We start from the raw sequence: 24,341 nt of genomic DNA on the forward strand, positions 1-24,341 counted from the left end.
GGTACAGCAGAGGGGGGCCGCTGTAGGGTCCGCGCAGATTTGCAAATCATGCGCGGGCTGCTTTGGGGTAGCGCGCGGCAGCCGGAGGCTTTCCTATGTCCAAACCCGTTGTTCTGATCACCTCGGCCACCGGCCGCATTGGCCGCGAACTGGTCGCACGCCTGGCAGAGGCCGGTGAATTCACCGTGCGGGCCTGTTACTTCAGCGAGTCCAAGGTGGAGATGCTGACGTCACTGGGCGCCGATGAGGCGGTGAAGTTCGACCTGTCGGAGCCGGCCACCTGGGAGGCGGCGCTGGAGGGTGTTTCGGCGGTCTACTCCGCCTCGCTGGACCCGATGCTGGAAGGGCACCTGAACTTCTGCAAAGAGCTGGGCGCGCGCAAAGACCAGATCAAACATGTGGTGCGCGTGAGCTGCATGGGAGCGGACACCAATACCGCTGATTATGATGCGGACACCCATGCCTCGCGCGCAGGCGCAGGCATTCCGCTGATGCTGCAGCACTACTGGTGGGGCGAGAAGGCGCTGATTGATGCAGGCCTGAACGTGACCGCGCTGCGCAACAACTTTTTCATGAACCACCTGCTGAAGACCGACTGCGAAACCATTGAGGCCGAAGGCTGGTTCTCAAACCCCTTGGGGGACATGCGCAATTCCTTCGTGGCCACCCGCGACATTGCCGAGGCGGCGGCCGTGGTGCTGGCGGAAGGGCCGGAGCGGCACGGCAACAAGTTTTATGACATCACCGGCCCGGCGCCGCAGTCGATGGCGGAGATCGCTGCCGACCTCGGTCGTGCCATGGGCAAGGAGATCGAATACCGGGCGCAGTCGATGGAGCAGTTCGAGGCGGATTTTGGTGCCACCCGCGCCGAATTCTTCGAATATCTGACCAACGGTTTCTACACCCGCTGCAGCCCGGATTTTTACAACATCACCGGGCACAAGCCGACCTCCTACTATGACTATCTGACCACCAAGGGGGCCAGCGGGGAAACCGGGCTGGAAGAGCTGTGGCAGGGCAACCTGTGGAAGAAGGGTGTCGACGCCATGAAGGACGCAGCAGGCGCCAAGGCTTCCTGACCGTTTGCAGCAAGCAAGGGCTTCACGCGGGCAGCGTGAAGCCCTTTGCCTGGCCTGCGAGGGGGGACAGCCGCAGGACAGGCGGCCGGCGCTGCAGCACCGGCACGGCCGTTCGGGTCAATTGCCGATTTGCGACAGCAGACTTGGATTGCTCACCAGGTTGCGCACGCCGTGGGCGTGGTCCTCGTCAAAGACGTTGTTCTCCAGCCATTTGCCGACCGAGTGGATGTTCACCTTGGCCACCTGCGGGCGGACGCTCCAGCTGACCTGCAGGGGGGATCCGGCCTCGTTATAGCTGGGGCCGGTGGTGGAGCCGGCATATTGCACCGGGGTGCCGGTGTCGCTGGGAATATTGGCGGCCTGATGCAGCCCGCCTGCCATGCCGAGCTGCGCCAGTTCGCCGAAATCCAGCGCGGTGTCATCGTTGACCAGCACAAAGACCTGCGCCTCGACCCGCAGTTGCGGGTTCATGATCGCCTCGCTGAGGCAGGCGCCCAGGGTCGGGCCGGGCTGCACCTGGGCGGTGGAGTGGACGTAGTGGACCTCGATCGTGTCGCCGGGCTGCAGGCCGCCATGGCCCTTGTCGGCGATGGGATGCTCCAACGGGGCCAGCTCTGCCGCGGTCAAGGTGCCGTCGTATTTGTAGCCGGTGCCATAACCCTTGCCGTCGCCATTGCCGGCGTAGGTGGTGAATTCGCCGCCGCGGTGCTCGGCGTTTTCGTGGAAGTGGATGTTGCACAGGTTCATTGCGGTATAGGCGGGGGCGGCCTCGAAGCTGCGGCCGTTTGTGCCTGCGGCGGCGTTAATGTCGCGCGGCGATTGCGGCCCGAACCCTGCGCCATTGGTGCTGGCGGCAAGGGCGGCGCGCTGCGCTGCGATGACGTCATCGCCGACGTGGCCTGCGTCAACCGCATGGGCGGCGGTGCCGGTGAGCAGGGCTGCAAGGGCGGTCGCGGCATAGGTCAGAAAGAGGTGTTGCATGGGGCATCCTGTTGTAACTGGTAATCAAAGTGAGACGTGCTGCGGCGCGTGCCGTCGAAGCGGCTGCCGGGCTGCCGGATGGCAGTACAATCGAAGTGGTAATTCGATTGTATTAATGAGTCATTAATCAGCTTATAGTTGTTTTAACCGAAGGTTACCCGGAGCCGGCTTATGTAAACGCGCCGCAGCCCCCATATAGGCGGAAGGGAGGCACCGGCCATGCCAGACACATTGCCCGAATTCCGGTTTTCCGCTGTGTTGCGGCAGCTGATGCTGTCCGCAGTTGCGGCCTGTTTGCTGACCGGGGGCTTGCAGGCGGAAACCGGCGCCGCCGGGCCGCCGGCGGGGCTGATGTGGAACCGCACCGGGCTGCCTGCCGTCTTTCCGCTGCAGGTTAAAAGCCCGCCGGGCGCAGATTATTTCCTGGTGCTCAAGGCGGAAGCGGGCGGGGAGGATGCGCTGGCCGCCTATATCGAGGGCGGGAGCTTCTTCAAGGTGCTGGTGCCGCCGGGCCGTTTCGTGCTGCGCTTTGCCAGCGGAACGCAGTGGCAGGGGGAAGAGGCGCTGTTCGGTCCCGGAACGCAGCATTTCCAGATGCCGGAGCCGTTGGAATTTGCGGTCCGCGGGCTGGGGGGCAAGGCGGGCCATATCGTGACCCTGCGCAAGCCGCGCCCGGACCGCAGCTGGCTGGCCGGATTGGAAGCGCAGTTTATCTGCCAGACCGCCCGCCTGGAGGTGCCTGGCCCGGCGCTGCTGGATCCGCAGCCCGGCCGCCGCTTGTTTGAACTGGGCCTGGAGGCGCAAGAAAATGCACAGCTGCGTTTCAGACGGCGGGAGGCAGAGCGGCAGAGGCGCCGGGACCTTGCGCGGGCGGGGGAGGACAGCGGGCTGCGCCGGCGGCCGGTTCCGGAGCCGCCCGTTCCGTATCAGGCATTGCAAACGCAAGACAGGGTTGAACCCCTGCCGCGGCAGAGCTTCCGCTCTTACAGGGTGCGGTCGCGCTTCTGCGGCTGAAGCCGCCTATTCACCTTCGCGGGCCTTGATCAGCCGGTCGGCCTTCTTGCGCACCAGCACGCTGCGCAGGTCGTGCATTGCCAGAAGGAGCGCGTCGGTGACCTCTTCCAGCTGCTCATCGGTGGCGCGGCTGTTGGCCCAATGGGTTGTGAGGTTCAGGTGGTCGATGGCGCGGTGGATGTCGTCCACATCGCGGGCCGCCAGGGTGGCGGCGCGGGCCTCCATCCAGGATTTGATCTCTGTGATGTCCTGATCCGAAAGCGCGCGCTGGCCATGCGGTTTGATTTCGCCGTTGCGGATGTTCACAACGGCAATCTGGTCCATCTCGATCCGCCTCTGGCGGTTTTCGGTATCGACACGGAAGACAAAAGCGCCGTTCTCACGGACGCGGAAGTAGTATTCCGGCAGTTCGGCGCTCATGTTTTGTCTCCTGTTCAGGTCAGCGAAGCGCAGAATTTCTGGATGCGGGTGCAGGCCTTCTCCAGCGCTTCGTCCGATGTAGCGTAGCTGACGCGGAAGTTCGGCGACAGCCCGAACGCTGCGCCAAAGACCACAGCGACATCGGCTTCCTCCAGGAGGGCGGTGGCGAAATCCTCGTCGTTTCCGATCACCTTGCCTGCGGGCGTGGTCTTGCCGATCAGCCCGGCGATGGAGGGGTAGACGTAGAAGGCGCCCTCTGGCACTGGGCAGGAGATGCCGTCGATCTCGTTCAGCATGGAGACCACCAGGTTGCGGCGGCGCACGAATTTTTCGTTGTTGGGCGCCAGGAAGGCTTGGGTGCCATTGAGCGCCTCAACCGCGGCCCATTGGCTGACAGAGCAGGGGTTGGAGGTGGATTGCGACTGGACCTTGCGCATGGCGCCGATCAGCTTTTCCGGGCCCGCGGCATAGCCGATGCGCCAGCCGGTCATGGCATAGGCTTTGGAGACGCCATTGCAGGTGAGGGTGCGCTCATAAAGTGCGGGCTCAACCTGCGCTGGAGTGCAGAATTCGAACCCGTCATAGGCGAGGTGCTCATACATGTCGTCGGTCATGATCCAGACATGCGGGTGGCGCAGCAGCACGTCCGTGAGCGCCTTCAGCTCTTCCCAGCTGTAGCCCGCACCGGTGGGGTTCGACGGCGAGTTGAAGATGAACCATTTGGTGTTGGGGGTGATTGCGGCCTCGAGCTGATCCGCGGTCAGCTTGAAATTGGTCTGGATCGAGGTTTCGGCAATCACCGGCGTGCCGCCCGCCAGCAGCACCATGTCGGGGTAGGAGACCCAATAGGGCGCGGGAATCACCACCTCGTCGCCGGCATTCAGGGTGGCCATCAGAGCATTGTACAGCGTTTGCTTGCCGCCGGTGCCGACGGAGACCTGCGCGGGCGTGTAGTCCAGCCCGTGGTCGCGCTTCATCTTGGCGCAAACGGCCTGCTTAAGCTCCGGAATACCGTCGGGGGCGGTGTATTTGGTCTTGCCTGCGGCGATGGCGGCGACGGCCGCGTCCTTGATGTTCTGCGGCGTGTCAAAGTCCGGCTCGCCGGCGGAAAGACCGATGACGTCGCGTCCCGCGGCCTTCAATTCAGCCGCTTTTGCGGTCATGGCTATGGTCGGCGACGGTTTGACGCGGCTGAGGGTATCCGACAGGAAAGACATAAGGCTGGCCCTGGTTTGTATGTTCTGCGGAACTGTCATAGGGTGCCGCCAGACAGCGATCAAGCTGCATTGGCAACAGATATGGAGAACTGACGATGGAAGCGCAGGAGACTGACTGGTACGGCCCGGATGCAGCAACTTTTGGCGATCGCGTGGCAGCCGCGCGCGAAGCTGCGGCCATGACCCAGGCGCAGCTGGCGCGGCGGCTGGGCATCAAGAAAGCGACGCTGACCGCCTGGGAACAGGATCTGTCCGAGCCGCGCGCCAATAAGCTGACGATGATGGCGGGCGTTTTGAATGTGTCGATGTCCTGGCTCCTGACCGGCGAGGGCGAAGGCATGCCGGAACCGGCCTCGGGCGAAGTGGACCTGGGCGATTTTGCCGGCATTTTGAAAGAAATGCGCGAGTTGCGCGGCGAGATGCGCACCAATGCGGAACGCGCCGCCCGGCTGGAGAAGAAGCTGCGCAACCTGCTGCAGGCCGCTGAAACCGCAGAGGCGGCCGTATGAGCGAGTCCCGCGAGATCCGGCTGAAACGGCTGCAGATGCGCTCAATGAGGCGGGGAATCAAGGAGATGGACATTCTCCTTTCGGGTTTTGCCGCAGCCAATCTGGCGCAAATGGACGATGGCCGGCTGGATCTCTATGAGGCGCTGCTGCATGAAAACGACCAGGATTTGTACCAATGGGTTACAGGCCAGGCAGCCCCTGCAGAACAATTCCGGGAGCTGATCGGAGACATAGCGCAAACGTACCAAAAATAATAAAATCCCGGCTTAACTGATTTTTCGGGAATTGTTGGCATCTTGCCTCAAGAGCAAATTCGAGTCGGAGATGCGAATGAGTATGGAAATGCCAATCGGCCAGACGGACCGCAAAGGGTTTATGACTGGCTATCTGGAGGCGCTGGCAATGGTCGAGCGTCTCCATCGTCTGCTGCTGGACGTCATCAAGGACGAGTTTGAGCGTGTCGGCGTGCTGGAGATCAACGCGGTCCAGGCGCTTCTGCTGTTCAATATCGGCGACAACGAGGTGACCGCAGGGGAATTGAAGACCCGCGGCTACTATCAGGGCAGCAATGTCAGCTACAACCTGAAGAAATTGGTCGAGATGGGCTATATGCACCATCAGCGCTGCGAGATCGACCGCCGCTCGGTGCGGGTCCGCCTGACCCAGCGCGGCCGGGAAATCCGCGATATCGTGTCGGCCCTGTTCGCCCGCCACGCTGAAGGTCTGGAAGGCAAGAACGTGATCTCGTCCGAAGGGATCGAGGACATCACCGCGTCGCTGAAGCGGGTGGAGCGCTACTGGTCGGATCAGATCCGCTATATCTACTAAGTGTCCGGCCGGGGCGTGTCCCGGCAGGCAACGGGCTTTGAACAGGCCGGGGGAACACCGGCGGGCCGAAACAGGGCATGAAGGGAAACCGTGCTCTGGACGTATTGAAGGGCAAAGCGCCGGGACCCGGGCGAAGGGGCCATGGCAGATGGTTGCAGAAGCGGCCGCCCTTATTACCTGGTTTGATGGTTGCAGGAAACCAAAGAGCGGCGGGACAGCCGCGCGGAACGGGCAGCACCAAGGCGGCGCTGCGCCGGGTTTTCTGCGTTTCGGAATGGGACAGCGCTGCCGGTTCCGGTTCTGCTGCTTTCAGATGCGTGCTGCCGGGCGCCGGGGCGGTTCCGGAATTGCAGGCCTTGAGCGCCCCGGGGCGGGCGGCAGAATTTCAGCCCGGTCAGCAACCCGGCCCGTCACAGCCGTCAGCGCAGCGGGACGCCGCCCATTGCGCCGGATAACGGCCCGCGCCCTGCAGGCGGGCTTGCGCCGCGCCAGCGGCGCGCAGGACTTTTTCGAAAAGTCCTGGCAAAAGTTTTTCTTAAAACTTTTCCGCCGGAGCGGATACGGCAGGCGTGGCCGCGCGCAAAGGGGTCACCAATGGCCGGTGTTTTCCATGCTGGCCCAGGGTTCCGCTGCGGCCAGCGGTTCGCCGTTTTGCAGCAGCTCAACCGACACATTGTCCGGCGAGCGCACAAAGGCCATGCGGCCGTCGCGCGGCGGCCTGTTGATGGTGACGCCATTGTCCATCAGGTGCTGGCAGGCGGCGTAGATGTCATCCACCCCGTAAGCGAGATGGCCGAAATGGCGGCTGTCGCTGGGCAGCGCCTCGTCGCCGTCCCAGTTCCAGGTGAGCTCCAACGGGGCCTCCTCCTGGCCCGGCGGTGCCATGAAAACCAGAGTGAAGCGGCCCGCTTCATAATCCCAGCGGCGGGTCTGCTTGAGGCCCAGAAGTTCATAGAAAGCCATGGATTTTTCCAGGTCCTTCACCCGGACCATGGTGTGCAGATAGGTGAGCGGCATGGGTGTCTCCTGAATGCGCGAGTTCCGGCTGCAGATTAACCTTCAGCCCGATGATGTCGAGAGGGATCAGAAGGCGGATTGTATGCCGAAGTTCACACCGTAGCGGTTGGATTTGTAAAGGTTGACATTGCTGTCCGTGGTGGATCCGGAAATCCGCAGGGTTGGATTGAAACCGTAGTAATCGATTTGCTTGAACGTTAGCGAGAAATCGGCAGTGAGCCGGTCGTCTTGGCGGCCGTTGACGCTGTAAAGGGACACATCATAATCCCGGGTGCGCGCAGACAGGCCGAACCGCGCACTGGCCCCAAGAACTGGTTTGGGCAAAGTGATCTGCGTCTGCAGGCTCACCTCCGAGAATTCATTTTGCCGGTTATCAGAGGACGTTTGGGCCACGGACAGATTGCTCCAGACGGAGAGGCCGGACCCCAGGCGGAAGTTATAGGAAAAATCGCCGCGCAGCGTATCGAGGTCATTGGTCCTGACACCGAACTGGCGTTCGCCCATGATGCGCGCGCCGATCGTGCGCTGCGGTGTCAGCTTGAAGCTTTGCCCGGCATTGAGCCGCAGCAGTCGCGTATAAGTAGCCCCGCCGTACCAGGTTTGCCCTGCTTGAGCGCCAAAGCGGTATTCGCCCTGCCGGCGAAGGTTCAGTCCCTTGTGCGCATAGCCTGCCAGGAGGGAGCCGAATGCGAAGTCGCTGCCTTTGACGCCAGGTGCCTGGGCCTTGGCATCGGATGACAATGTGTAGGTGCGGTATTCGGCTGCCAGGACCAGGTCGTGCGCCCGGGTTTCACTGACTTTGAACCGGTAGCGGGAATTGATTCGGGTTGCATATTCAATGCCGGAGAGGGCTTGGGCCAAGCCGGTGAGGCCTAAGTGCACGCCGGCCATCGGAAGGTAAATCGTGGATTCCCTAGAGCCATTGTTCACATTGGAGTCCGGGGTCACCGAAAAGGAAAGCTGATGATGCCAGGGGGTGGTTGCCCGCAGGTACTGAAAGTCCCGGACGGCGCGGCTTTCATGCCGCAGGGTAGGGGCATGCTCTACCGCCCGGCGCAGCCAGAATTGGGCGAGGGTCTTGTGGCCGCCGGAGGACAGTGCCTGGGCCATCACCATCGAGGCTGCGTATTTCTGTTCGCCGCTCTCGGCCAGTTTCCAAGCCTTTTTGGCCGCGCGTCGAGCCTCCTGGAAATCGCCAAGCGACCGGGCCGCGCGGGAGTTTATCAGCAGTGCAGTCCGGTCCCGGGGGTCGCGCTTTAGCAGGGCCGCGGAAAAGGTGTAGGCCCTGCGGGAATCCCCGGCTTTCAGCGCCAGCGCCGCGGTCTGCAGTACTTGCTGCGGAGATGCGGCCTGCTTCTGCTCCGGCGGCGCAGCCGAAATCGCCAGCGGCACTGCTGCAAACAGTGCCGCCTGAACTGCACCGCGCCAGGCCTTGAGGTGAATGGCCATTGCGGATCAGTTGTTATAGACAATAAAGCCGCCGGTCTCCCGCGTGGTTGCCCCGGCCGGGTCGATTGTGTTGGTCACAACGACGACCCCTGCGATTTCTTCCGCATTGTCCCCTGAAACGACGGCATAATAGTTGCCGCTTTCGTAGGTTTGAAGATCGCCATTGCTGTCGGTGTAGTAACTGTTCAGCGTCCCGATGATTTCGCCGTTGTCATCCATATTGCCCGGCCCGACATCAAAGGTTAGGACGGGAATGCCGGTCAGACTGAGCGAGTTTTCCGTGTTGATGCGATTAAGGACATCCGTTGTGATGTCGTTCCCGTTGATGTCAAGAATCCGGCGGTTGGTGAAGCTGCCGTTGATGGCGTCGCCGCGGGTTCCGGTGGTGTCATTGAAATCGTCAAAGTCGATGGCAATGGTCACGTCCGCGGTGGTGTATTCCAAGCCGCCCGCTCCCTCAAAGTCCCGGATGCCGGCCATGGTGCCGCTGTACTGCGCCTGGCCTGTTGTCGGGAGCGTCACGCCGTTGTCGCGCTGGTAAATGAAACCGCCGAAGCCGTAGTCCACGTATTGCCCGGTGCGGACGATCGCAAATTGAGTGTTGCCAGACGTGCTGACACCGTAAATTGCGCGGTGGGTGAACTGGTTGATCGGCTCGCCGTCAATGATGTCTGGGTAGGTGGCGTCGGCCTCGTACACGGAATACGGGCCAAGACTGCTGACAGCTGTTCCGCGGGCATAGGAGTTGTCCCCGTCGAAGCCTAGGTTGTCGACGGAGAAGGTGTCGGTTGCGGCATCGTAGGAAATGTCGGTGGCAAAACCGTCGCCCCGTGCCCCGCCGTCGGCTTCAGTGGGCTCGGAGCGGAAAATGGCCGAACCGGCGGAAGGACTGGTTGTTCCAGGAGGGAGGCCCTCGCGGCTGGTGCCCGTTTCAGGATCGTCCGTTGTTGTGCTGCCAAAGGGATTGCCCCCGCCGCACGCGGACAGTGCGGACGCCGCCGCAAGCCCTAGCCAAAAGCGCCTCATCTGCCATTACCTCAATATGTATTATCGTTTTGCGCTACCTTTGGCCGCGATGGCAGCAAAGTCAATTGAGCCGTAAGGAATTGGGCGCAACCGTGGCGAATGCGCTACCTGTATGTTGTTTGCATTGGTCCAGGTTGTGGCATATGTTGTATTCAGAGACGCTGCGCTGGTGATAATAGCGCTTGGCGCCGGGCGGTGCAGCGGGTATTCCAGACCGTGAATTTCCGGCGCAGGACAGGGGGAGAATCCGTGCAGCAGTATCTGGATCAGCTACAGCATATTCTGGATCACGGGGAGCCTTCGGGCGACCGCACCGGCACCGGAACGATCAGTTGCTTCGGGATGCAAGCGCGGTATCCGCTGGCGGAGGGCTTTCCGCTGGTGACCACGAAGAAGCTGCATCTGCGCTCGATCATCCATGAGCTGCTGTGGTTTCTGTCCGGGGATACCAATATCCGCTATCTGAAGGAAAACGGCGTCTCGATCTGGGATGAATGGGCGGATGAAAACGGTGATCTGGGGCCGGTATACGGCCATCAGTGGCGCCGGTTTCCGCGCCTGGAGCTGGCGGAGGGCACCACCGGGGATGAGCCGCTGTACCGCGCTGGTTCCGTTGATCAGATTGCGGATCTGGTTGAGATGATCCGCAAAAGCCCGGACAGCCGCCGGCTGATCGTTTCGGCCTGGAACCCGGGTGATGTGCCCGATATGGCGCTGCCGCCATGCCACACGCTGTGGCAGGTGCGGGTGGCGGGCGGCAAGATGCATCTGCAACTGTATCAGCGCTCGGCGGATATGTTCCTGGGGGTGCCGTTCAACATTGCGTCCTATGCGCTGCTGCTGGCAATGCTGGCGCATGTGACCGGTTATGAGGCCGGGGATTTTGTGCACACGATGGGCGATGCGCATATCTATTCGAATCATGTGGAGCAGGTGAAGCTGCAACTGTCGCGCAAACCGAAACCGTTGCCGCAGCTGCGGATTACGCGGCAGGTGAGTTCGATCTTCGATTTCAAATACGAGGATTTCGAGATCCTCAATTATGACCCGGAACCGGTGATCAAGGCGCCGGTTGCGGTCTGATTTCAAAGGAAAATACGGATGATTACCCTGATCGCCGCGCGGGCGCGCAATGGTGCCATCGGCAAGGACAATGACATCCCCTGGCATGCGCCGGAGGATCTGAAGGCGTTCCAGCGCGAGACGCTGGGCGGCGCCATCATCATGGGGCGCAATACCTGGGACAGCCTGCCGGTGAAACCGTTGAAGAACCGTCTGAACTTGGTGGTGTCCTCCAATCCGCAGGCAGCGGAGACGGTGCTGCCGTCGATTGGGGCAGCGGTTGAGGCGGCCTATGCGCAGGGCTACCGCCGGGTTTACGGGATCGGCGGCGAGGGGATCTACCGCGGCATGCTGGAGATGGCCGACCGGCTGCTGATCACCGAGGTGGATCTGAGCATCGACGCAGCGGATGCGTTTTTCCCGGAGTTTCAGGCAGACGAATGGAGCGTGGCCGGAAAAACGGAGCTTCGCAACAGCGATCCGGCCTGCGTGATGGTTGAGTACCTGCGGCGGGCCTGACAGGCCTGCGCAATAGCCTGCGCCCAGCTGAAGCCCGGGCGCAGCGCTGGCTTGGAAAACTTAAATCGCCTTGAGATCTGCAGCCATTTTCCGGCCATCACGGCCTTCGGTCAGCTCATAGCCGATCTTCATGTTGTCGGCGAGGCCGGTCATGCCGGAGCGCTCCACCGCTGAAATGTGCACAAACACATCCTTGCCGCCTTCATCAGGTTCAATAAACCCATACCCTTTGGTGGTGTTAAACCACTTCACGGTGCCGCTTGGCATTTCCCGTGTCTCCTTCTACTTTGCACTTTGCCCTGGGGTTCTCCCACGGCATCCGGCCCGTTCCCTGCAGGTAGTGGGCAGGGCGAGACCGGACAACTTGGAGTTTTGCACGGGCTGGATGAAAATCAAGAGAAAGTGATGAATTCTACCATAAATTGTGTGAGTTCCGTTGCGAAACATTGAGGGAAGCATGAAAATCTACGGGCTGAAGAATTGCGATACTTGCCGTAAGGCGTTGAAAACGGTTCCAGATTTGGTTCTGGTCGATATCCGCACGGATGGCATGCCAGAGGGTCTTTTGGAGGCGGCTTACGGGCAGTTCGGGGCCAAGCTGGTCAATACGCGATCAACCACCTGGCGCGGGCTGGATGAGGCCGAGCGCGCAGGCGAGCCGCTGGCGCTGCTGCGGGCGCATCCGGCATTGATGAAGCGGCCGCTGATTGAACGCGACGGGGAATTATTCCTGGGTTGGGATCAGAACACGCGCGCGGCCCTTGGTGCGGCCTGACCGGCTGCCTAAGTCAGACCGGTACATTCGGGAGACGCATGATGCGCAATGCAGCGCTAGTTCTGGGAATTATCGCCGGGATTTTCGGCATGGTGGTCGGGTTCTTCGGCTATGTCTACACCACAGCTGTGGAACATTTTGGCGAGGTCGAAGGACTGGCCGAGCAGGTCGACAATGTGGGCCAGCTGAGGCTTCTGGCGGTGCTGTCGCCGCTGCTGGCAATCGCGGGCGGTGCGATGGCACGGGCGCGGGCCCTTTGGGGCGGCATCCTGCTCTTGGGCTCGGCCGCGGGAATGTACGCCGGGTTCGGGTTCAACGTATTTACGGTTTTCCCGCTGAGTTTTGCTGCTTTGGCCGGGCTGCTGGCGCTGGCCGCAGGCAAGCCGGATGAGCCCAAAGCGCATTTCTGATCCACATCTCAAAACATGAAAAAGGCGCCGCTGCCCGGGGGCAGGGCGCCTTTTGCGGTCATGGCTGCGGGATCAGGCTTCGGCTGGTGCTGCGACCTTGCGGACCAAGGCGTCAGCCGACAGGGCGCCGGCGCCTTTGAAGACCAGTACCAGCAGCAGGAAGCTCCACATCACACGCTGGTCGACCAGTTCAATAGCGTTGTTGAACAGGCTGCCCAGTTTCACGCCGTGGCCGGTGACGTCAACGATGGTCTGCACCCAGATGAAACCGATGGTGCCAAGCGCGGCCAGGCGGGTGAGCAGGCCGATGAGGATCAGTGCCGGCAGAACGTATTCGGCGACGGTGCCGGCAAAGATCACCAGGCGCTGGAAGATGTTCAGCTGGGTGACGTCATAAAGAACCGCCTCAGCCGCGTGCGGGAAGATCTGGCCGAAAGCGCCGGCGGAAGGCGAGAAGATCGAGCCGTCCGTCTTCAGGCCTGCGGAATTCCAGTAATAGACCAGCAGGACGGCGGCAAAAACCAGCCGCGCCAGTGTCGGAATGACGAAGTCCGACATCCGGTCGGCCTTGCCGAGGAGGGATGTGTAAGTGGAAACAAGTGCGTGCATGGTCTTACCCTTTGCTATCCAGTCCTGTTATTGCGCCGCCCTGCAACAGCAGGGCCAGCGTGGCACCCAGGTCGAAGGTTTCGTCTTCGGCGGCGGCCTGTTCCAGGGCCTCGCCAATGGCAGCGCCCCCCATCAGGGCGCGGATCCAGACTGCGCCGCCGGGCGGCAGAACCTGGGGAATGGGGTCGAATTCGGGGCGGGTGATCAGCACGTCCTGCGCCTGGGGCTCAGGCTTGGGCGCGCCGTCCTCGGTGTTGTAGCGCCAGAGGCCGTGGACCGGCCAGGGCGAGCGCAGCACCTGCACGGCAGGAGCCAGCGTCAGGCGCGTGTTCATTAGCGCGTCCGGCGTCAGGGCGCCAAGCGCCTCAGGCGCGATCGGGGCGGCATCCGCGGCGTGGTAGGCACCGCGCAGGGCAAGCTCCAGCCGGGCGGTATCGCCGAGGTAGCCCAGGTGTTTGAGCTGCTCCATGCCTTCCAGAAACTCTGGGAAATGCTCGCCAAAAAACATCATCAGCGGCGAGGAGGGCGGGTGCTGGCGCAGGTAGATGCCTGCCAGCCCGTCCATGTTCTGCTTGCCCAGGAGCTTGGCAATCACGGGGAAGGCGCTGTGCATCGCTTCGGTCAGCGAGACAGCAACATTGTTGCGGTAGACACTGAAGCGGCGGCCTGCGGGCTGGTCCAGGTGGTCGGTCAGACCATCCGGCACCGCTTGGCCCGCATCCATCATGGCGCGGGTGAAGTCTGCCTGGGTGACGCTCATGCCGGGACGCGCTCCAGCGCGGTTGCGGCGCGGGCGGCTTCGGCCTCGAGAACCGGCCAATCGGGGACGTCGTTGTCCCATTCGATCAGCACCGGCTTGGGGCCGGATTGCGCCAGCGTGTGGTCCAAGAGCGCCCAGACCGGGTTCACCACTTCACGCCCGTGGCTGTCAATCAGCAGGGGGCGGCCGTGGTCGTCCTCATCCTCGTCATGGCCGCCAAGGTGGATTTCGCCAACCTTGTCCAGCGGGAAGGCGTCGATATAGCCCTGCGGCGAGAACTCCAGATTGGTGGCAGAGACGAAGACGTTGTTCACGTCCAGCAGGAGGCCGCAGCCGGTGCGGCGGGAGATTTCAGCCAGGAACTCCGGTTCCGACCAGGTGCTTTCGGCAAAGGCGAGGTAGCTGGAGGGGTTTTCCAGCAGCATCCGCCGGCCAATGGTGTCCTGCAGCTGATCGATGTGGCTGCAGATGCGCTGGAGGCTGGCGTCCGTATAGGGCAGCGGCAGCAGATCGTTGTAGAAATGGCTGTCGTGGGTGGACCAGGCCAGATGCTCGGAGAAGCTGGCGGGGTTCAGCCAGGAAACCAGATGCTTGAGCCGGGCCAGGTGATCTGCATCCAAGGGGCCTTCGCCGCCGATGGAGAGGCCGACGCCATGCACCGACATGGCAAAGCGTTCACAGAGATGGCGCAGCTGCGCGATCGGGCGGCCGCCGTCCCCCATGTAGTTTTCCGCGTGGATTTCCAGCCATTTGACGCTGCCCGCATCCTCTGTGATCTGGGCAAAATGCTGCGGCTTGTAGCCCACGCCGGGGGCGGCGGGCAGTTTGTCATGTGCAGCGGCGTCAAGCATGGCAGGTCCTGTATCAGGGTGCAAAAGGGGCGGGAATTCGCACTCCCGCCCGGTACTTTAGCGGCAATTATGCCGGCAGGTCACGCTCCAGCGGCTCCAGCGAGCCGCTGCGTGCGGAACCGTCTGCCTGTGCCGGCAGTTCCAGGCCTTCGCAGGTGCCTGCGTCAACCAGGGTCCAGGCGTTGCCCTGATAGTCGACGGTCGAGGTGCCCGCGCAAGTGGTGCCGGGGCCGGCAGCGCAGTCGTTCTGGCCTGCCAGCGACACGCCGTAGCATTTTTCCTTGGTGGCGGCGGCGGCGGGGATGGTGGATGCTGCAGTCAGAGCGGCGGCAACGGCACCAGCAACGGCCAGGGATTTTGCGGTGTTCGACATCTCGTAAATTCCTTTCGGTTTTAGCATGCGGTGTTGTGATGACAGGAAAACACTAACCCGAGGTTTTCAGGAGGTTAAGTCACGAGGCCGTGTCTCACAGCTGCGTCAGCAAGGGTTGCACCGGATTCCAGGTTAAGGTCTTGTTTTTATATGGTTTCGCGGTGCGTAAAATGAAAGCGGCCCCCGATTGGAGGCCGTTTGTGTTGCAATTGGAGCGAAATGTTACAGAAGGTCCGGCGGGGTGGCCTCGAGGGCCAGCGCCTTTGTAACATTTTCCAAGGACTCGACCTTGGTCTGCTTTTCACCGAGGCGGCGGACGGAGACGGTGCGTTCTTCCACTTCGCGGTGGCCGACGGCGAGGATGACCGGCACCTTGCCCACCGAGTGTTCGCGGACCTTGTAGTTGATCTTCTCGTTGCGGATGTCGGCTTCAGCCCGCACGCCGGCCTTTTGCAACTCGGCGACGACTTCTTGCACATAGTCATCCGCATCGGAAGTGATCGAGGCGACTACCACCTGGCGCGGCGCCAGCCAGAACGGCAGCTTGCCTGCGTGTTCCTCGATCAGAATGCCGATGAAACGCTCGAACGAGCCCAGGCAGGCGCGGTGCAGCATGACCGGAGTGTGGCGCTCGCCGTCGGCACCGACATAGGTTGCGCCCAGGCGTTCGGGGATGATGAAGTCCACCTGCAGGGTGCCGCACTGCCAGTCGCGGCCGATCGCATCGGTCAGCACGAATTCCAGCTTCGGGCCATAGAAGGCGCCTTCGCCTGGGTTGAGATCGTAGGCGCAGCCTGCCGCCTCACAGGCTTCCTGCAGCAGTTTGTCTGCCTTGTCCCACTGTTCATCGGTGCCGGCACGGGTTTCCGGGCGGTCCGAGAACTTGACCTTGAAGCTTTCAAAGCCGAGGTCCTTGTAGACATTCGACAGGAAGTCGAGAAACAGCTTGGTCTCATCCGCGATCATCTCTTCGGTGCAGAAGATATGCGCGTCGTCCTGGGTGAAGCCGCGCACCCGCATGATGCCGTGCAGCGCGCCCGAGGGTTCGTAGCGGTTGCAGGAGCCGAATTCCGCCATCCGCAACGGCAGGTCGCGATAGGATTTCAGGCCCTGCTTGAAAATCTCCACGTGGCAGGGGCAGTTCATCGGCTTCAGCGCGTTCACGGCCTTTTCCCGGGCGTGCTCCTCGTCCACTTCGACGATGAACATGTTTTCCTGGTATTTGTCCCAGTGGCCCGAGGCCTCCCACAGCTTGCGGTCAACCACCTGCGGGGTGTTCACCTCGACATAGCCGCCGCGGGTCTGCTGGCGGCGCATGTAGTCCTGCAGCTGGGTGTAGATTTTCCAGCCGTTGGGGTGCCAGAAGATCTGGCCCGGCGCTTCGGGCTGCAGGTGGAACAGATCCATCTCGCGGCCCAGCTTGCGGTGGTCGCGCTTGGCGGCCTCCTCCAGCATGGTCAGGTGGGCCTTCAGCTTTTCCTTGCCGGTGAAGGCAACGCCGTAGATCCGCTGCAGCATGGCGCGGTCGCTGTCGCCGCGCCAGTAGGCGCCGGCAATCGACATCAGCTTGAAGGCATCGCCCGGCAGCTGGCCGGTGTGCTGCAGGTGCGGGCCGCGGCAGAGGTCCTGCCAATCGCCGTGCCAGTACATCCGCAGCGGTTCATCGCCGGGGATGCTTTCGATCAGCTCGACCTTATAGGGCTCATTGTTGTCGGTGTAATGCTGGATCGCGCGGGTGCGTTCCCACACCTCGGTCCGGACCTCATCACGCTTGTTGATGATTTCCTTCATCTTTTTCTCGATGGTGCCGAGGTCTTCGGGGGTGAAGGGCTCGGCGCGGTCGAAGTCGTAATACCAGCCGTTTTCGATCACCGGGCCAATGGTGACCTTGGTGTCGGGCCAGATTTCCTGCACTGCGCGCGCCATGACATGGGCCAGGTCGTGGCGGATCAGCTCGTTCGCCTGGACCTCGTCCTTCATGGTGTGGATGGCGATGGTGGCATCTGCATCGATCGGCCACTGCAGGTCCCAATGCTGATCGTTGACGGTGGCGGAGATGGCCTTTTTGGCCAGCGAGGTGGAAATGCTGGAGGCCACTTGCGCAGGGGTGACGCCTGCGTCAAAGGATCGTGCATTGCCATCGGGGAAGGTGAGAGAGATTTCGGCCATCTGTTGGCTCTCCTCGTCGGTTTGGCGCCCACTGAACGCCCGGTTGCGGGTTATGTCGTCCGGCTGCTTTCGCAGGTGCAGCGGCAGCTGTCAAGCAGGCGAGGGGCCGGCCCCTCGCGCTCCCCGGAGTATTTTTGACCAGAAAGAAGCAGGGTCAGTTTGCTGCCGGGGACGGGACGCCGTCGCGGATCACGGCGGAATAATCCGGAGTGACGCCATGGGCCTGGGCGATCGGGGTGATACTGCCAAGCGCTCGCAGTTCTTCGACGCTGCGGGTCTGGTCGAGCACGCCCTGCTCCCAGGCGTAGTCCGGCAGGTAGCCGTTGGCCAGCAGCCGCCAGTCCAGCGGCACGTCGTCGGCAAAGCTGCGGATCAGGTCCATCACCACGGTGGTGCAGTTGGTGGTCAGCGAATTGTACCATTGCGGCCGGGCGGCAAGGCTGTTGGCGGCGGCCACATAGCGCAGCAGCAGGGCGCGGGCGGTGTCCGGGCTCACATCGATGCGGAACAGCTGCACATCCTCGCCGCGGGCATTGGTGCGGGTGCCGATCACGTCACGTTCATCCGCGGCGATCAGCACCAGGGTGTTGGATTTGAACAGGTCGGCCACCGGGGAGAAGCCGCCGCCGGTCTGGCGGCGCACCTCGACGGACCAGGCGATCTGACCGCCGTTTGCGAAACCGAAGCTGACGATCATATGGGCCATTTGCGGGCCTGCCCAATAGGACATGAACAGGTCCACGGTTTGGAGCGTGGTCAGGTCGTAGCTGCGGACCTCCCAAGCTTCGGAAAACTCCTCAGGCGTTTGCCAGGAGAAATTGCGCACACCGGAGAGGGTGAGGATGTTGTCTTCGACCTGGCCGGTGACCTGGCGGGCTACGTCGGGGGACCAGTTGCCATTGGCCGGCGGGGTCAGGGTGGACCACCACAGGATCATTGCCGCAAGCGCCAGGGTGAAGGTTGTGAGGGCGCGCAGGGCTTTCCGGCGGAACAGGGCGATGAGGACGGTGAGGCCGAGAAGGGCAAAGCCCCCCGCCAGAGCGGCGCGCGGCAGGGTGCCGAACGGCAGCCGGTACCACAGCGCCAGCACGGCCCAGGCGGTGGTCAGCGCCACTGCGGCGGCTGAAATTGCCAGTACTATGCCTTTGAGAAACTTGAACATGCCCTGCGGTCCCTGAAAATTTCCGGCGACCATAAGGAAGCAGGCAGGGCGCTGGCAAGAGGCAGTTCCGCGGCTTGCGGGGCAGGCGCAGCCGTGCCACATCTTGGGCAAACCGACAGGAGACCTGAAACATGCCCGCCACTTCGTTCCTTGAGACCGCCCAAGGCCGCCGGATTGCCTATCACAAGAGCGAGGGGCAGGGGCCGTGCGTGGTGTTCCTGGGCGGGCTGAAGTCCGACATGGAAGGCACCAAGGCCGTGCATCTGGAGGCCTGGGCCAAGGCGCGGGGGCAGGCATTTCTGCGGTTCGATTATTCCGGCCATGGCGAAAGCTCTGGCACATTCGAGGAGGGCTGCATCGGCGACTGGCACCAGGACACGCTGGAGGCTGTGGCGAAGCTGACCGGCGGGGAGATCGTGCCGGTAGGCTCATCCATGGGCGGCTGGCAGGCGCTGCTGCTGGCCCGCGCCATGCCGGAGCGGATCAAGGGCATGGTAACCATCGCCGCAGCGCCGGATTTCACCGAGGATGGCTGGTGGGCCAATTTCACGGAGGCGCAGAAGGCAGACTTGGACGCCCGGGGCTATGTGGAGCTGCCCAGCGACTACATGGAGCCCTATTATGTGTCCAAGCGGATGGTAGAGGATGGCCGCCAGCAGCTGGTCTTGCGGGCGCCGCTGAACCTGCCCTTCAAGGTGCGCTGCCTGCAGGGCACGGCGGATACGGCGGTGTCGACGGAAACGGCGGTGCGGCTGCTGGAGCATGCGGATTGTCCGGACATGCGGCTGAGCCTGGTGAAGGATGCGGATCACCGGTTCTCGGATGAGGCCTGTTTGAAGATGATTGAGGATGCCGTGCTGGAGGTTCTGGACGGAGGCTGACGCATATTTTCCAGCCCGGCACGATTTCGCGGCGGTTATGGAAAATGAATAGATTCGAGAAAACAAGGGATTGAGCCATGGAGCAGAGGATAAGCCTGATCACGCTTGGGGTGCCGGACATGGAGCTGGCGGCTGCTTTTTATGAGGCCTTGGGCTGGCAGCGGGCAGAGAGCCCGGACGGGGTGATTGCCTTTGATCTGATTTCCCAGACCCTGGGGCTATATCCGCTGGCGGCGCTGGCGGCGGAAATCGGGGTGCCGGAGCAGGAGCTGGGCACCGGAGCCATGACGCTGAGCCACAACACCCGCACCAAGGACGAGGTGGCAGAGCTGCTGGCCGCGGCGGAGGCTTCCGGGGCAGAGGTGCTGAAACCAGCACAGGATGTGTTCTGGGGCGGCCATCACGGCTATTTCCGCAGCCCGGACGGGCACATCTGGGAGATTGCCTTCAATCCGTTTTCCAGGCTGGCGGAGAACGGCGCCTTTTGCTGGAACGGCCATTAGGCGTGGCCCGGCGGCGGCAATTGCTTTCTAAATCACCGCTGGCGTGAGGTTTTTCTTGATCCCGGGATTTGTTCTCCGCAGAGTTGAACCAACGGGTGGAAGGCAAAACCGCGAGGGCAGGACATGCCTTATGACCAGCAACCGTGCCGCGAACCTTTGGTTCTGCTGCCGGGAATGATGTGCGACGGCCGGATATTTGATGCTCAGATCAGGACATTTTCCGGCAGTATGCCGGTAATGGTGCTGCCGCTGGCCGGCGGCGACACGGTGGAGAAGATCGCCGCAAGGATGCTGTCGCATCTGCCGCCGCGGTTTTCCCTTGCCGGGCTTTCGATGGGCGGCATTCTGGCAATGGAGCTGGTGCGGCGGGCGCCGGAGCGGATCAGCCGTCTGTGTATCATGGGGGCGAGCCCGCTTGCGGAGACGCCGGAGAAGGCTGCAGACCGGGAACCGCAGATTATCGCGGCACGCACCGGACGGCTGGAGGATGTGCTGCGCGAGACGCTGCCGTTGGAGTGCCTGGCGCCGGGGCCGTCGCGGCTGGAGGTGCATAACCTGTTCTGCCACATGGGAATGGAGCTGGGGCCGGAGCTGTATGTGGCGCAGGCCAGGGCGCTGCAGCGGCGGCCGGACCAGCAGGCGACCATGCGGCGGGTGCATGTGCCGGCGCTGGTGCTGGGCGGGGCGCATGACACCATGGTACCGTCTGCGAAACATGAGCTGCTGGCGCAGTTGATCCCGGAAGCACGGGTGGAGATCTTGCCTGAGGCCGGGCATTTCCCGGTGCTGGAAGACCCGGATGCGGTCAACCGCGCGCTGCTGCATTGGCTGGCGGTTCCTGCACCTGCGCCGGAATCTGTCTCCTGAAATCAGGAATAAAGCCTTGCGCGCTGTTCTTTGCTGAGAAGTTCAGGCTCGGAGACCGGCTTGCCGCTGTCTGCGTCAAAGAACGGGGTATCCCTCCAGCGGCCGGAAAGGCGGCTGGTGATCATCCGGCTGATGATGCCCCAGGCCATGACGCCGCCGCCTTTGGTGCGGGATTGTTTGCCGGGCGCCGGGATGAAGGCCTGGGCGCGGATCTTGCCAAGCGCGTCCTTGCCGCTGAACAGGTCCGAGCGCAGGCCGGCAAAGGGCAGGCCGGGTTTGGCCAGCGTATTGGCAAAGGGCGTGCCGCAGCAGGCGGCATACCAGCGCAAGGGGCCGCGGGGGCCAAGACGGATCGCCTTCAGGTGCTGGGCGCCTTGGCTGATGGTGATCGCATCGGGGGAGAGCTGGAACAGGTCGACCGGGTCCGGTGCCGGGTCCGGCTGGCCGTGGTAGAGCTCATTGGCGCGGCAGTCGGGGCAATAGCAAACCACGCGGGTGCCGCCCCGGATGCCTTCTGCGGACACTTCGCCGCATAAGGCTCCGCAATTGCAGGAGAACGTCTGCGCCGCGGCCACCGGGTCAGGCCGCGGTGTTCTTGTTCGCGGGCTTGCGGCGGGCCGGTGTCTTGCGGCTGTTGGCGTTCATGAAATCAATCACCAGCGGCCGGATGTTGTTGCGCCAGCTGCGGCCCGCGAAGATGCCATAGTGGCCGGCATCCGGTTCCACATGGCTGGCTTTCTTTTCTTCCGGCAGGCCGGTGCAGAGGTCCAGCGCCGCAATGCATTGGCCGGGGGCGGAGATGTCATCCTTGGCGCCTTCGACAGTTTTGACAGCGACATCGGTGATCTTGGAGAAATCCACCTTGTGGCCGTTCACAACGAATTCGTTGCGGGCGATCTCGCGGTTCTTGAAGATGCGCTCGACCGTCGACAGGTAGAATTCCGCGGTCATGTCCATCACCGCCAGATATTCGTCGTAGAAGCGGTTGTGGGCGTCATGGTCTGAGGCCTCACCCTTGGAGACCCGCTGGATCTGATCGACAAATGCCTTGGTGTGGCGCTCACCGTTCATCGACATGAAGGAGGCGAGCTGCAACAGGCCCGGGTAGACCTTGCGCCCCACCCCTTTGTATTTGAAGCCGACCTGCTGGATCATGGTCTCCTCCAGCTGGCCCATGGTGACGCGGCGGCCAAAGTCGGTGACCTCAGTCGGGGTGGCGTCCGGGTCTACCGGGCCGCCGATCAGGGTTAGCGAAGAGGGCTGCGCTTTGGGGTCGCGCTCAGCCAGGTAGGCGGTGGCGGCCAGCGTTAGCGGCACCGGCTGGCAGACGGCGACGACATGGGTGTCAGGACCCAGTTCGCGCATGAAATCGACCAGATAGAGCGTGTAGTCCTCAACATCGAATTTCCCAGCGGAAACAGGAATGTCGCGGGCATTGTGCCAGTCTGTCACGTAGACTTCACAGTTTCTGATCAGGCTTTGCACGGTGGAGCGCAGGAGGGTGGCGTAATGGCCGGACATCGGGGCAACCAGCAGCACCTTGCGCGGCTGTTCTTCGCGGCCGTTGACCTTGAAATGGATGAGGTCGCCAAAGGGGCGTTCGATCACGGTGGTGATGTCGACCAGATGGTCCTTGCCGTCCTCGCAGGTGAAGGAGGGGATGCCCCAGTCGGGCTTTACCACCATGCGCTGGTAGGTGCGTTCCGTCACCTCGCCCCAGGCGGCCATCCAGCTGAGGGCAGGGTTTGGCAATGCCGAGAAGACCGGGTAAGATGCCATGGAAAGGGCCGTGGCGCCCAGCCATTGGTTGGTGTTCCGGACGGTTTCCATCAGATCGTAGGTCATCATGTACCGCATGCCTGCCTCCTTCGCGCTCCCAACCGGCGTAACGTCACCGGCAAATCCGGACTATCGGACCAATCGCCGCTTTGCCCTTATTTTTGCAGAACGTTATTCTGCATAGCAGAAAGCCTATGAGGGATTCCTTTCTATGACAACAAGTGAAGAATTATCCGCCGCGGCCAGCCCCGAGAGTATTGAAAAACTTAAAGAAAACATGGGCCGGGTGGAGCAGTTGAGTAAACGCCTGGCCGATGTCCTGTCCCAGAAGGTCCCGCATAACCCGGCGCTGGACGGCCCGAATCAAGAGCTTTATGCGCGCGCAGCAACCGCCTATTGGGCGGAGGCGATGCAGAACCCCGCCAAGCTGCTGGAGCACCAACTGGAGTACTGGAGCAAGTCGGTCCTGAATTTCGCCGAGGCGCAGAAGGCGCTTGCCGGACAGATGGAACCTACGGATGACGGCGGCCCCAAGGACCGCCGTTTTTCGAATCCGCTGTGGGAAACCAGCCCGTATTTCCATTATGTGAAGCAGCAGTACCTGACCAACGCCGATGCCATTCGCAAGGCGGTGCAGGATGCCGGCGAGATGGACGGCAAGGACAAACAGCGCCTGACCTATTTCGCCGACCAGATCATCGAAATGATGGCACCGACCAATTTCCTGCCGACCAATCCGGATGCGCTGGAGAAGGCGGTGGAGACCGAAGGCCAGTCGCTGATCGACGGGCTGGAGAATCTGGTCACTGACCTGGAGGCCAACAACGGCGAGCTGGTGGTGCGGCTGGCGGATGAGAGCGCCTTTGAACTGGGAACCAATATCGCCACCACACCCGGCGATGTGGTGTTCCGCAACCGGATGATGGAGCTGATCCAGTACAAGCCGGCCACGGAAACCGTGCATGAGACGCCGATTGTGCTGTTCCCGCCCTGGATCAACAAATTTTACATCCTCGACCTGAAGGCGCAGAACAGCCTGATCAAATGGGTGACCGAGCAGGGGTATACGCTGTTTGTGGTGTCCTGGGTCAATGCCGATGCCAGCCATGCCGAAGTGGGCATGGAAGATTACATGCAGGAGGGCTTTTTGACCGCGATCGAGACGGTCAAGGAGATCTGCAAGGTCAAGCAGGTCAACGCGGTGGGTTATTGCATCGCCGGCACTACGCTGAGCCTGACACTGTCGCTGCTGAAACAGCGCGGTGACAAATCGGTGAAATCGGCGACCTTCTTTACCACGCTCACCGATTTCGGCGACCAGGGCGAGTTCACGCCGTTCCTGCAGAACGACTTTGTCGACGGGATCGAGGCGCAGGTGGAAGAGGAGGGGCTGCTGCGGTCCTGGGTGATTGCCCGGACGATGTCGTTCCTGCGCTCCAAGGATCTGATCTATGGCCCCGCCGTCAAAAGCTACATGATGGGGGAAACCCCGCCGGCATTTGATCTGCTGTACTGGAACGGCGACGGTGCCAACCTGCCGGGCCGTATGGCGGTGCAGTATCTGCGGGGCCTGTGCCAGAACAACGAGTTTGCCGGCGAGGGGTTTGAGCTGATGGGCCACACGCTGCATGTGCGCGATGTGGATGTGCCGCTGATGGCGATCACCTGCGAGACCGATCACATTGCCCGCTGGAAAGACTGCTATGCCGGCGTGCAGCAGATGGGCTCGCGCAGCAAGAGCTTTATCGTGTCGGAATCCGGCCATATCGCGGGCATCGTCAATCCGCCCAGCAAAAAGAAATACGGCCATTACACCAACACCGATTTGAAGGGCGACAGCGCCGCCTGGATGGAGCAGGCGGAGTTCCACGAGGGCTCTTGGTGGCCGCGCTGGCAGGAATGGCTGAAAAAGCGCTCCGGCAAGCAGGTTCCCGCCCGCGAGGTGGGGGATTCGGGCTATCCCTCTTTGGTTCCAGCACCGGGCACCTATGTGAAGGTCAAGGCAAACCGTTGATTTCACATGTTTTGCGGATTTTTTCTGCAGCGCAGCAATAAAACTCTTGAAATGCTGCGGTGCAGAA

28 protein-coding genes are annotated in these 24,341 nt (G+C 62.2%); 13 read left to right on the plus strand and 15 right to left on the minus strand.

Features of this window, described 5'->3' with window-relative positions:
* Positions 1–95: 95 nt before the first annotated feature.
* Positions 96–1,079, plus strand: coding sequence for an NAD(P)H-binding protein (locus ACXAEH_RS02700; protein ID WP_475030954.1), 984 nt, complete (start codon positions 96–98; stop codon positions 1,077–1,079).
* Positions 1,080–1,196: 117 nt separating this feature from the next.
* Here ACXAEH_RS02700 and ACXAEH_RS02705 read toward each other — a convergent pair whose 3' ends face one another.
* Positions 1,197–2,060 carry a delta-class carbonic anhydrase gene (locus ACXAEH_RS02705; RefSeq protein WP_475030955.1) on the minus strand — a complete coding sequence of 288 codons (864 nt, stop codon included), beginning with the start codon at positions 2,058–2,060 and terminating at the stop codon, positions 1,197–1,199.
* Between the two features lie 219 nt (positions 2,061–2,279).
* Here ACXAEH_RS02705 and ACXAEH_RS02710 point away from each other — a divergent pair, with 219 nt between their 5' ends.
* Positions 2,280–3,074, plus strand: coding sequence for a hypothetical protein (locus ACXAEH_RS02710; RefSeq protein ID WP_475030956.1), 795 nt, complete (start codon positions 2,280–2,282; stop codon positions 3,072–3,074).
* A gap of 6 nt (positions 3,075–3,080) precedes the next feature.
* Here ACXAEH_RS02710 and ACXAEH_RS02715 read toward each other — a convergent pair whose 3' ends face one another.
* The gene (locus tag ACXAEH_RS02715) at positions 3,081–3,494 is read right to left on the minus strand and encodes a hypothetical protein (RefSeq protein ID WP_475030957.1); all 414 of its coding nucleotides are present in this window, start codon (positions 3,492–3,494) and stop codon (positions 3,081–3,083) included.
* A 14-nt stretch (positions 3,495–3,508) separates the two neighbouring features.
* A complete protein-coding gene (locus tag ACXAEH_RS02720; RefSeq protein ID WP_475030958.1) occupies positions 3,509–4,711 on the minus strand; it encodes a pyridoxal phosphate-dependent aminotransferase in 1,203 nt (400 codons plus the stop codon).
* 95 nt (positions 4,712–4,806) lie between these two features.
* Here ACXAEH_RS02720 and ACXAEH_RS02725 point away from each other — a divergent pair, with 95 nt between their 5' ends.
* The 3 genes from ACXAEH_RS02725 to ACXAEH_RS02735 all read left to right on the plus strand — a co-directional run bounded on the left by ACXAEH_RS02725 (position 4,807) and on the right by ACXAEH_RS02735 (position 6,048).
* Positions 4,807–5,220 (plus strand): helix-turn-helix domain-containing protein, encoded by a 414-nt coding sequence (locus ACXAEH_RS02725; RefSeq protein WP_475030959.1) that lies wholly within the window; start codon positions 4,807–4,809, stop codon positions 5,218–5,220.
* Entirely contained in the window at positions 5,217–5,474 is a 258-nt protein-coding gene (locus tag ACXAEH_RS02730; RefSeq protein WP_475030960.1) for an FAD assembly factor SdhE, read from the plus strand. The genes ACXAEH_RS02725 and ACXAEH_RS02730 overlap by 4 nt, the downstream gene beginning before the upstream one ends.
* Positions 5,475–5,550: 76 nt before the next feature.
* Entirely contained in the window at positions 5,551–6,048 is a 498-nt protein-coding gene (locus ACXAEH_RS02735) for a MarR family winged helix-turn-helix transcriptional regulator (RefSeq protein WP_475030961.1), read from the plus strand.
* 588 nt (positions 6,049–6,636) lie between these two features.
* On the opposite strand, the gene ACXAEH_RS02740 is transcribed toward ACXAEH_RS02735, so the two are convergent.
* The 3 genes from ACXAEH_RS02740 to ACXAEH_RS02750 form a co-directional block, all read right to left on the minus strand.
* A complete protein-coding gene (locus tag ACXAEH_RS02740) occupies positions 6,637–7,065 on the minus strand; it encodes a VOC family protein (protein ID WP_475030962.1) in 429 nt (142 codons plus the stop codon).
* A 66-nt stretch (positions 7,066–7,131) separates the two neighbouring features.
* Positions 7,132–8,457 (minus strand): surface lipoprotein assembly modifier, encoded by a 1,326-nt coding sequence (locus tag ACXAEH_RS02745; protein ID WP_475030963.1) that lies wholly within the window; start codon positions 8,455–8,457, stop codon positions 7,132–7,134.
* Positions 8,458–8,520: 63 nt separating this feature from the next.
* On the minus strand, positions 8,521–9,540 hold the full coding sequence (locus ACXAEH_RS02750; protein WP_475030964.1) for a hypothetical protein: 1,020 nt from the start codon (positions 9,538–9,540) through the stop codon (positions 8,521–8,523).
* A gap of 249 nt (positions 9,541–9,789) precedes the next feature.
* Between ACXAEH_RS02750 and ACXAEH_RS02755 the strand changes: the two genes are divergently transcribed.
* Positions 9,790–10,623, plus strand: a complete 834-nt coding sequence (locus ACXAEH_RS02755) for a thymidylate synthase (protein ID WP_475030965.1) — start codon at positions 9,790–9,792, stop codon at positions 10,621–10,623.
* A gap of 18 nt (positions 10,624–10,641) precedes the next feature.
* Complete coding sequence (locus tag ACXAEH_RS02760) at positions 10,642–11,121, plus strand: dihydrofolate reductase (protein ID WP_475030966.1); 480 nt, start codon at positions 10,642–10,644, stop codon at positions 11,119–11,121.
* A 60-nt stretch (positions 11,122–11,181) separates the two neighbouring features.
* Here the strand turns inward: ACXAEH_RS02760 and ACXAEH_RS02765 are convergent, their stop codons facing one another.
* On the minus strand, positions 11,182–11,388 hold the full coding sequence (locus ACXAEH_RS02765; protein WP_039124664.1) for a cold-shock protein: 207 nt from the start codon (positions 11,386–11,388) through the stop codon (positions 11,182–11,184).
* Positions 11,389–11,578: 190 nt separating this feature from the next.
* Here ACXAEH_RS02765 and ACXAEH_RS02770 point away from each other — a divergent pair, with 190 nt between their 5' ends.
* Together ACXAEH_RS02770 and ACXAEH_RS02775 are read left to right on the plus strand one after the other, a co-directional pair.
* Complete coding sequence (locus ACXAEH_RS02770) at positions 11,579–11,896, plus strand: ArsC/Spx/MgsR family protein (RefSeq protein WP_475030967.1); 318 nt, start codon at positions 11,579–11,581, stop codon at positions 11,894–11,896.
* A 41-nt stretch (positions 11,897–11,937) separates the two neighbouring features.
* Positions 11,938–12,306 (plus strand): hypothetical protein, encoded by a 369-nt coding sequence (locus ACXAEH_RS02775; protein WP_475030968.1) that lies wholly within the window; start codon positions 11,938–11,940, stop codon positions 12,304–12,306.
* A 72-nt stretch (positions 12,307–12,378) separates the two neighbouring features.
* On the opposite strand, the gene ACXAEH_RS02780 is transcribed toward ACXAEH_RS02775, so the two are convergent.
* The 6 genes from ACXAEH_RS02780 to ACXAEH_RS02805 all read right to left on the minus strand — a co-directional run bounded on the left by ACXAEH_RS02780 (position 12,379) and on the right by ACXAEH_RS02805 (position 18,230).
* A complete protein-coding gene (locus ACXAEH_RS02780) occupies positions 12,379–12,915 on the minus strand; it encodes a DoxX family protein (protein ID WP_475030969.1) in 537 nt (178 codons plus the stop codon).
* Between the two features lie 4 nt (positions 12,916–12,919).
* The gene (locus ACXAEH_RS02785; RefSeq protein ID WP_475030970.1) at positions 12,920–13,675 is read right to left on the minus strand and encodes an HvfC/BufC N-terminal domain-containing protein; all 756 of its coding nucleotides are present in this window, start codon (positions 13,673–13,675) and stop codon (positions 12,920–12,922) included.
* Complete coding sequence (gene bufB, locus ACXAEH_RS02790; RefSeq protein WP_475030971.1) at positions 13,672–14,526, minus strand: MNIO family bufferin maturase; 855 nt, start codon at positions 14,524–14,526, stop codon at positions 13,672–13,674. Before bufB ends, ACXAEH_RS02785 begins: the two co-directional genes overlap by 4 nt.
* 67 nt (positions 14,527–14,593) lie before the next feature.
* Entirely contained in the window at positions 14,594–14,899 is a 306-nt protein-coding gene (locus ACXAEH_RS02795) for a BufA1 family periplasmic bufferin-type metallophore (protein WP_039124669.1), read from the minus strand.
* Positions 14,900–15,121: 222 nt separating this feature from the next.
* Positions 15,122–17,068 carry a threonine--tRNA ligase gene (thrS, locus tag ACXAEH_RS02800; RefSeq protein WP_475030972.1) on the minus strand — a complete coding sequence of 649 codons (1,947 nt, stop codon included), beginning with the start codon at positions 17,066–17,068 and terminating at the stop codon, positions 15,122–15,124.
* A gap of 154 nt (positions 17,069–17,222) precedes the next feature.
* The gene (locus ACXAEH_RS02805; protein WP_475030973.1) at positions 17,223–18,230 is read right to left on the minus strand and encodes an Lnb N-terminal periplasmic domain-containing protein; all 1,008 of its coding nucleotides are present in this window, start codon (positions 18,228–18,230) and stop codon (positions 17,223–17,225) included.
* 131 nt (positions 18,231–18,361) lie between these two features.
* Between ACXAEH_RS02805 and ACXAEH_RS02810 the strand changes: the two genes are divergently transcribed.
* The 3 genes from ACXAEH_RS02810 (at position 18,362) to ACXAEH_RS02820 (ending at position 20,481) form a co-directional block, all read left to right on the plus strand.
* Complete coding sequence (locus ACXAEH_RS02810; protein WP_475030974.1) at positions 18,362–19,111, plus strand: alpha/beta hydrolase; 750 nt, start codon at positions 18,362–18,364, stop codon at positions 19,109–19,111.
* A gap of 77 nt (positions 19,112–19,188) precedes the next feature.
* On the plus strand, positions 19,189–19,614 hold the full coding sequence (locus tag ACXAEH_RS02815) for a VOC family protein (RefSeq protein ID WP_475030975.1): 426 nt from the start codon (positions 19,189–19,191) through the stop codon (positions 19,612–19,614).
* 123 nt (positions 19,615–19,737) lie between these two features.
* On the plus strand, positions 19,738–20,481 hold the full coding sequence (locus ACXAEH_RS02820) for an alpha/beta fold hydrolase (RefSeq protein ID WP_475030976.1): 744 nt from the start codon (positions 19,738–19,740) through the stop codon (positions 20,479–20,481).
* 2 nt (positions 20,482–20,483) lie between these two features.
* Here ACXAEH_RS02820 and ACXAEH_RS02825 read toward each other — a convergent pair whose 3' ends face one another.
* Entirely contained in the window at positions 20,484–21,056 is a 573-nt protein-coding gene (locus tag ACXAEH_RS02825; protein WP_475030977.1) for a DUF6151 family protein, read from the minus strand.
* A gap of 4 nt (positions 21,057–21,060) precedes the next feature.
* A complete protein-coding gene (gene phaZ, locus ACXAEH_RS02830) occupies positions 21,061–22,338 on the minus strand; it encodes a polyhydroxyalkanoate depolymerase (protein WP_475030978.1) in 1,278 nt (425 codons plus the stop codon).
* 133 nt (positions 22,339–22,471) lie between these two features.
* On the opposite strand from phaZ, the gene ACXAEH_RS02835 reads away from it, so the two are divergent.
* Positions 22,472–24,274 (plus strand): PHA/PHB synthase family protein, encoded by a 1,803-nt coding sequence (locus ACXAEH_RS02835; RefSeq protein ID WP_475030979.1) that lies wholly within the window; start codon positions 22,472–22,474, stop codon positions 24,272–24,274.
* Positions 24,275–24,341 lie beyond the last annotated feature (67 nt).

The organism is Leisingera sp. ABM4_060, assembly GCF_056158765.1.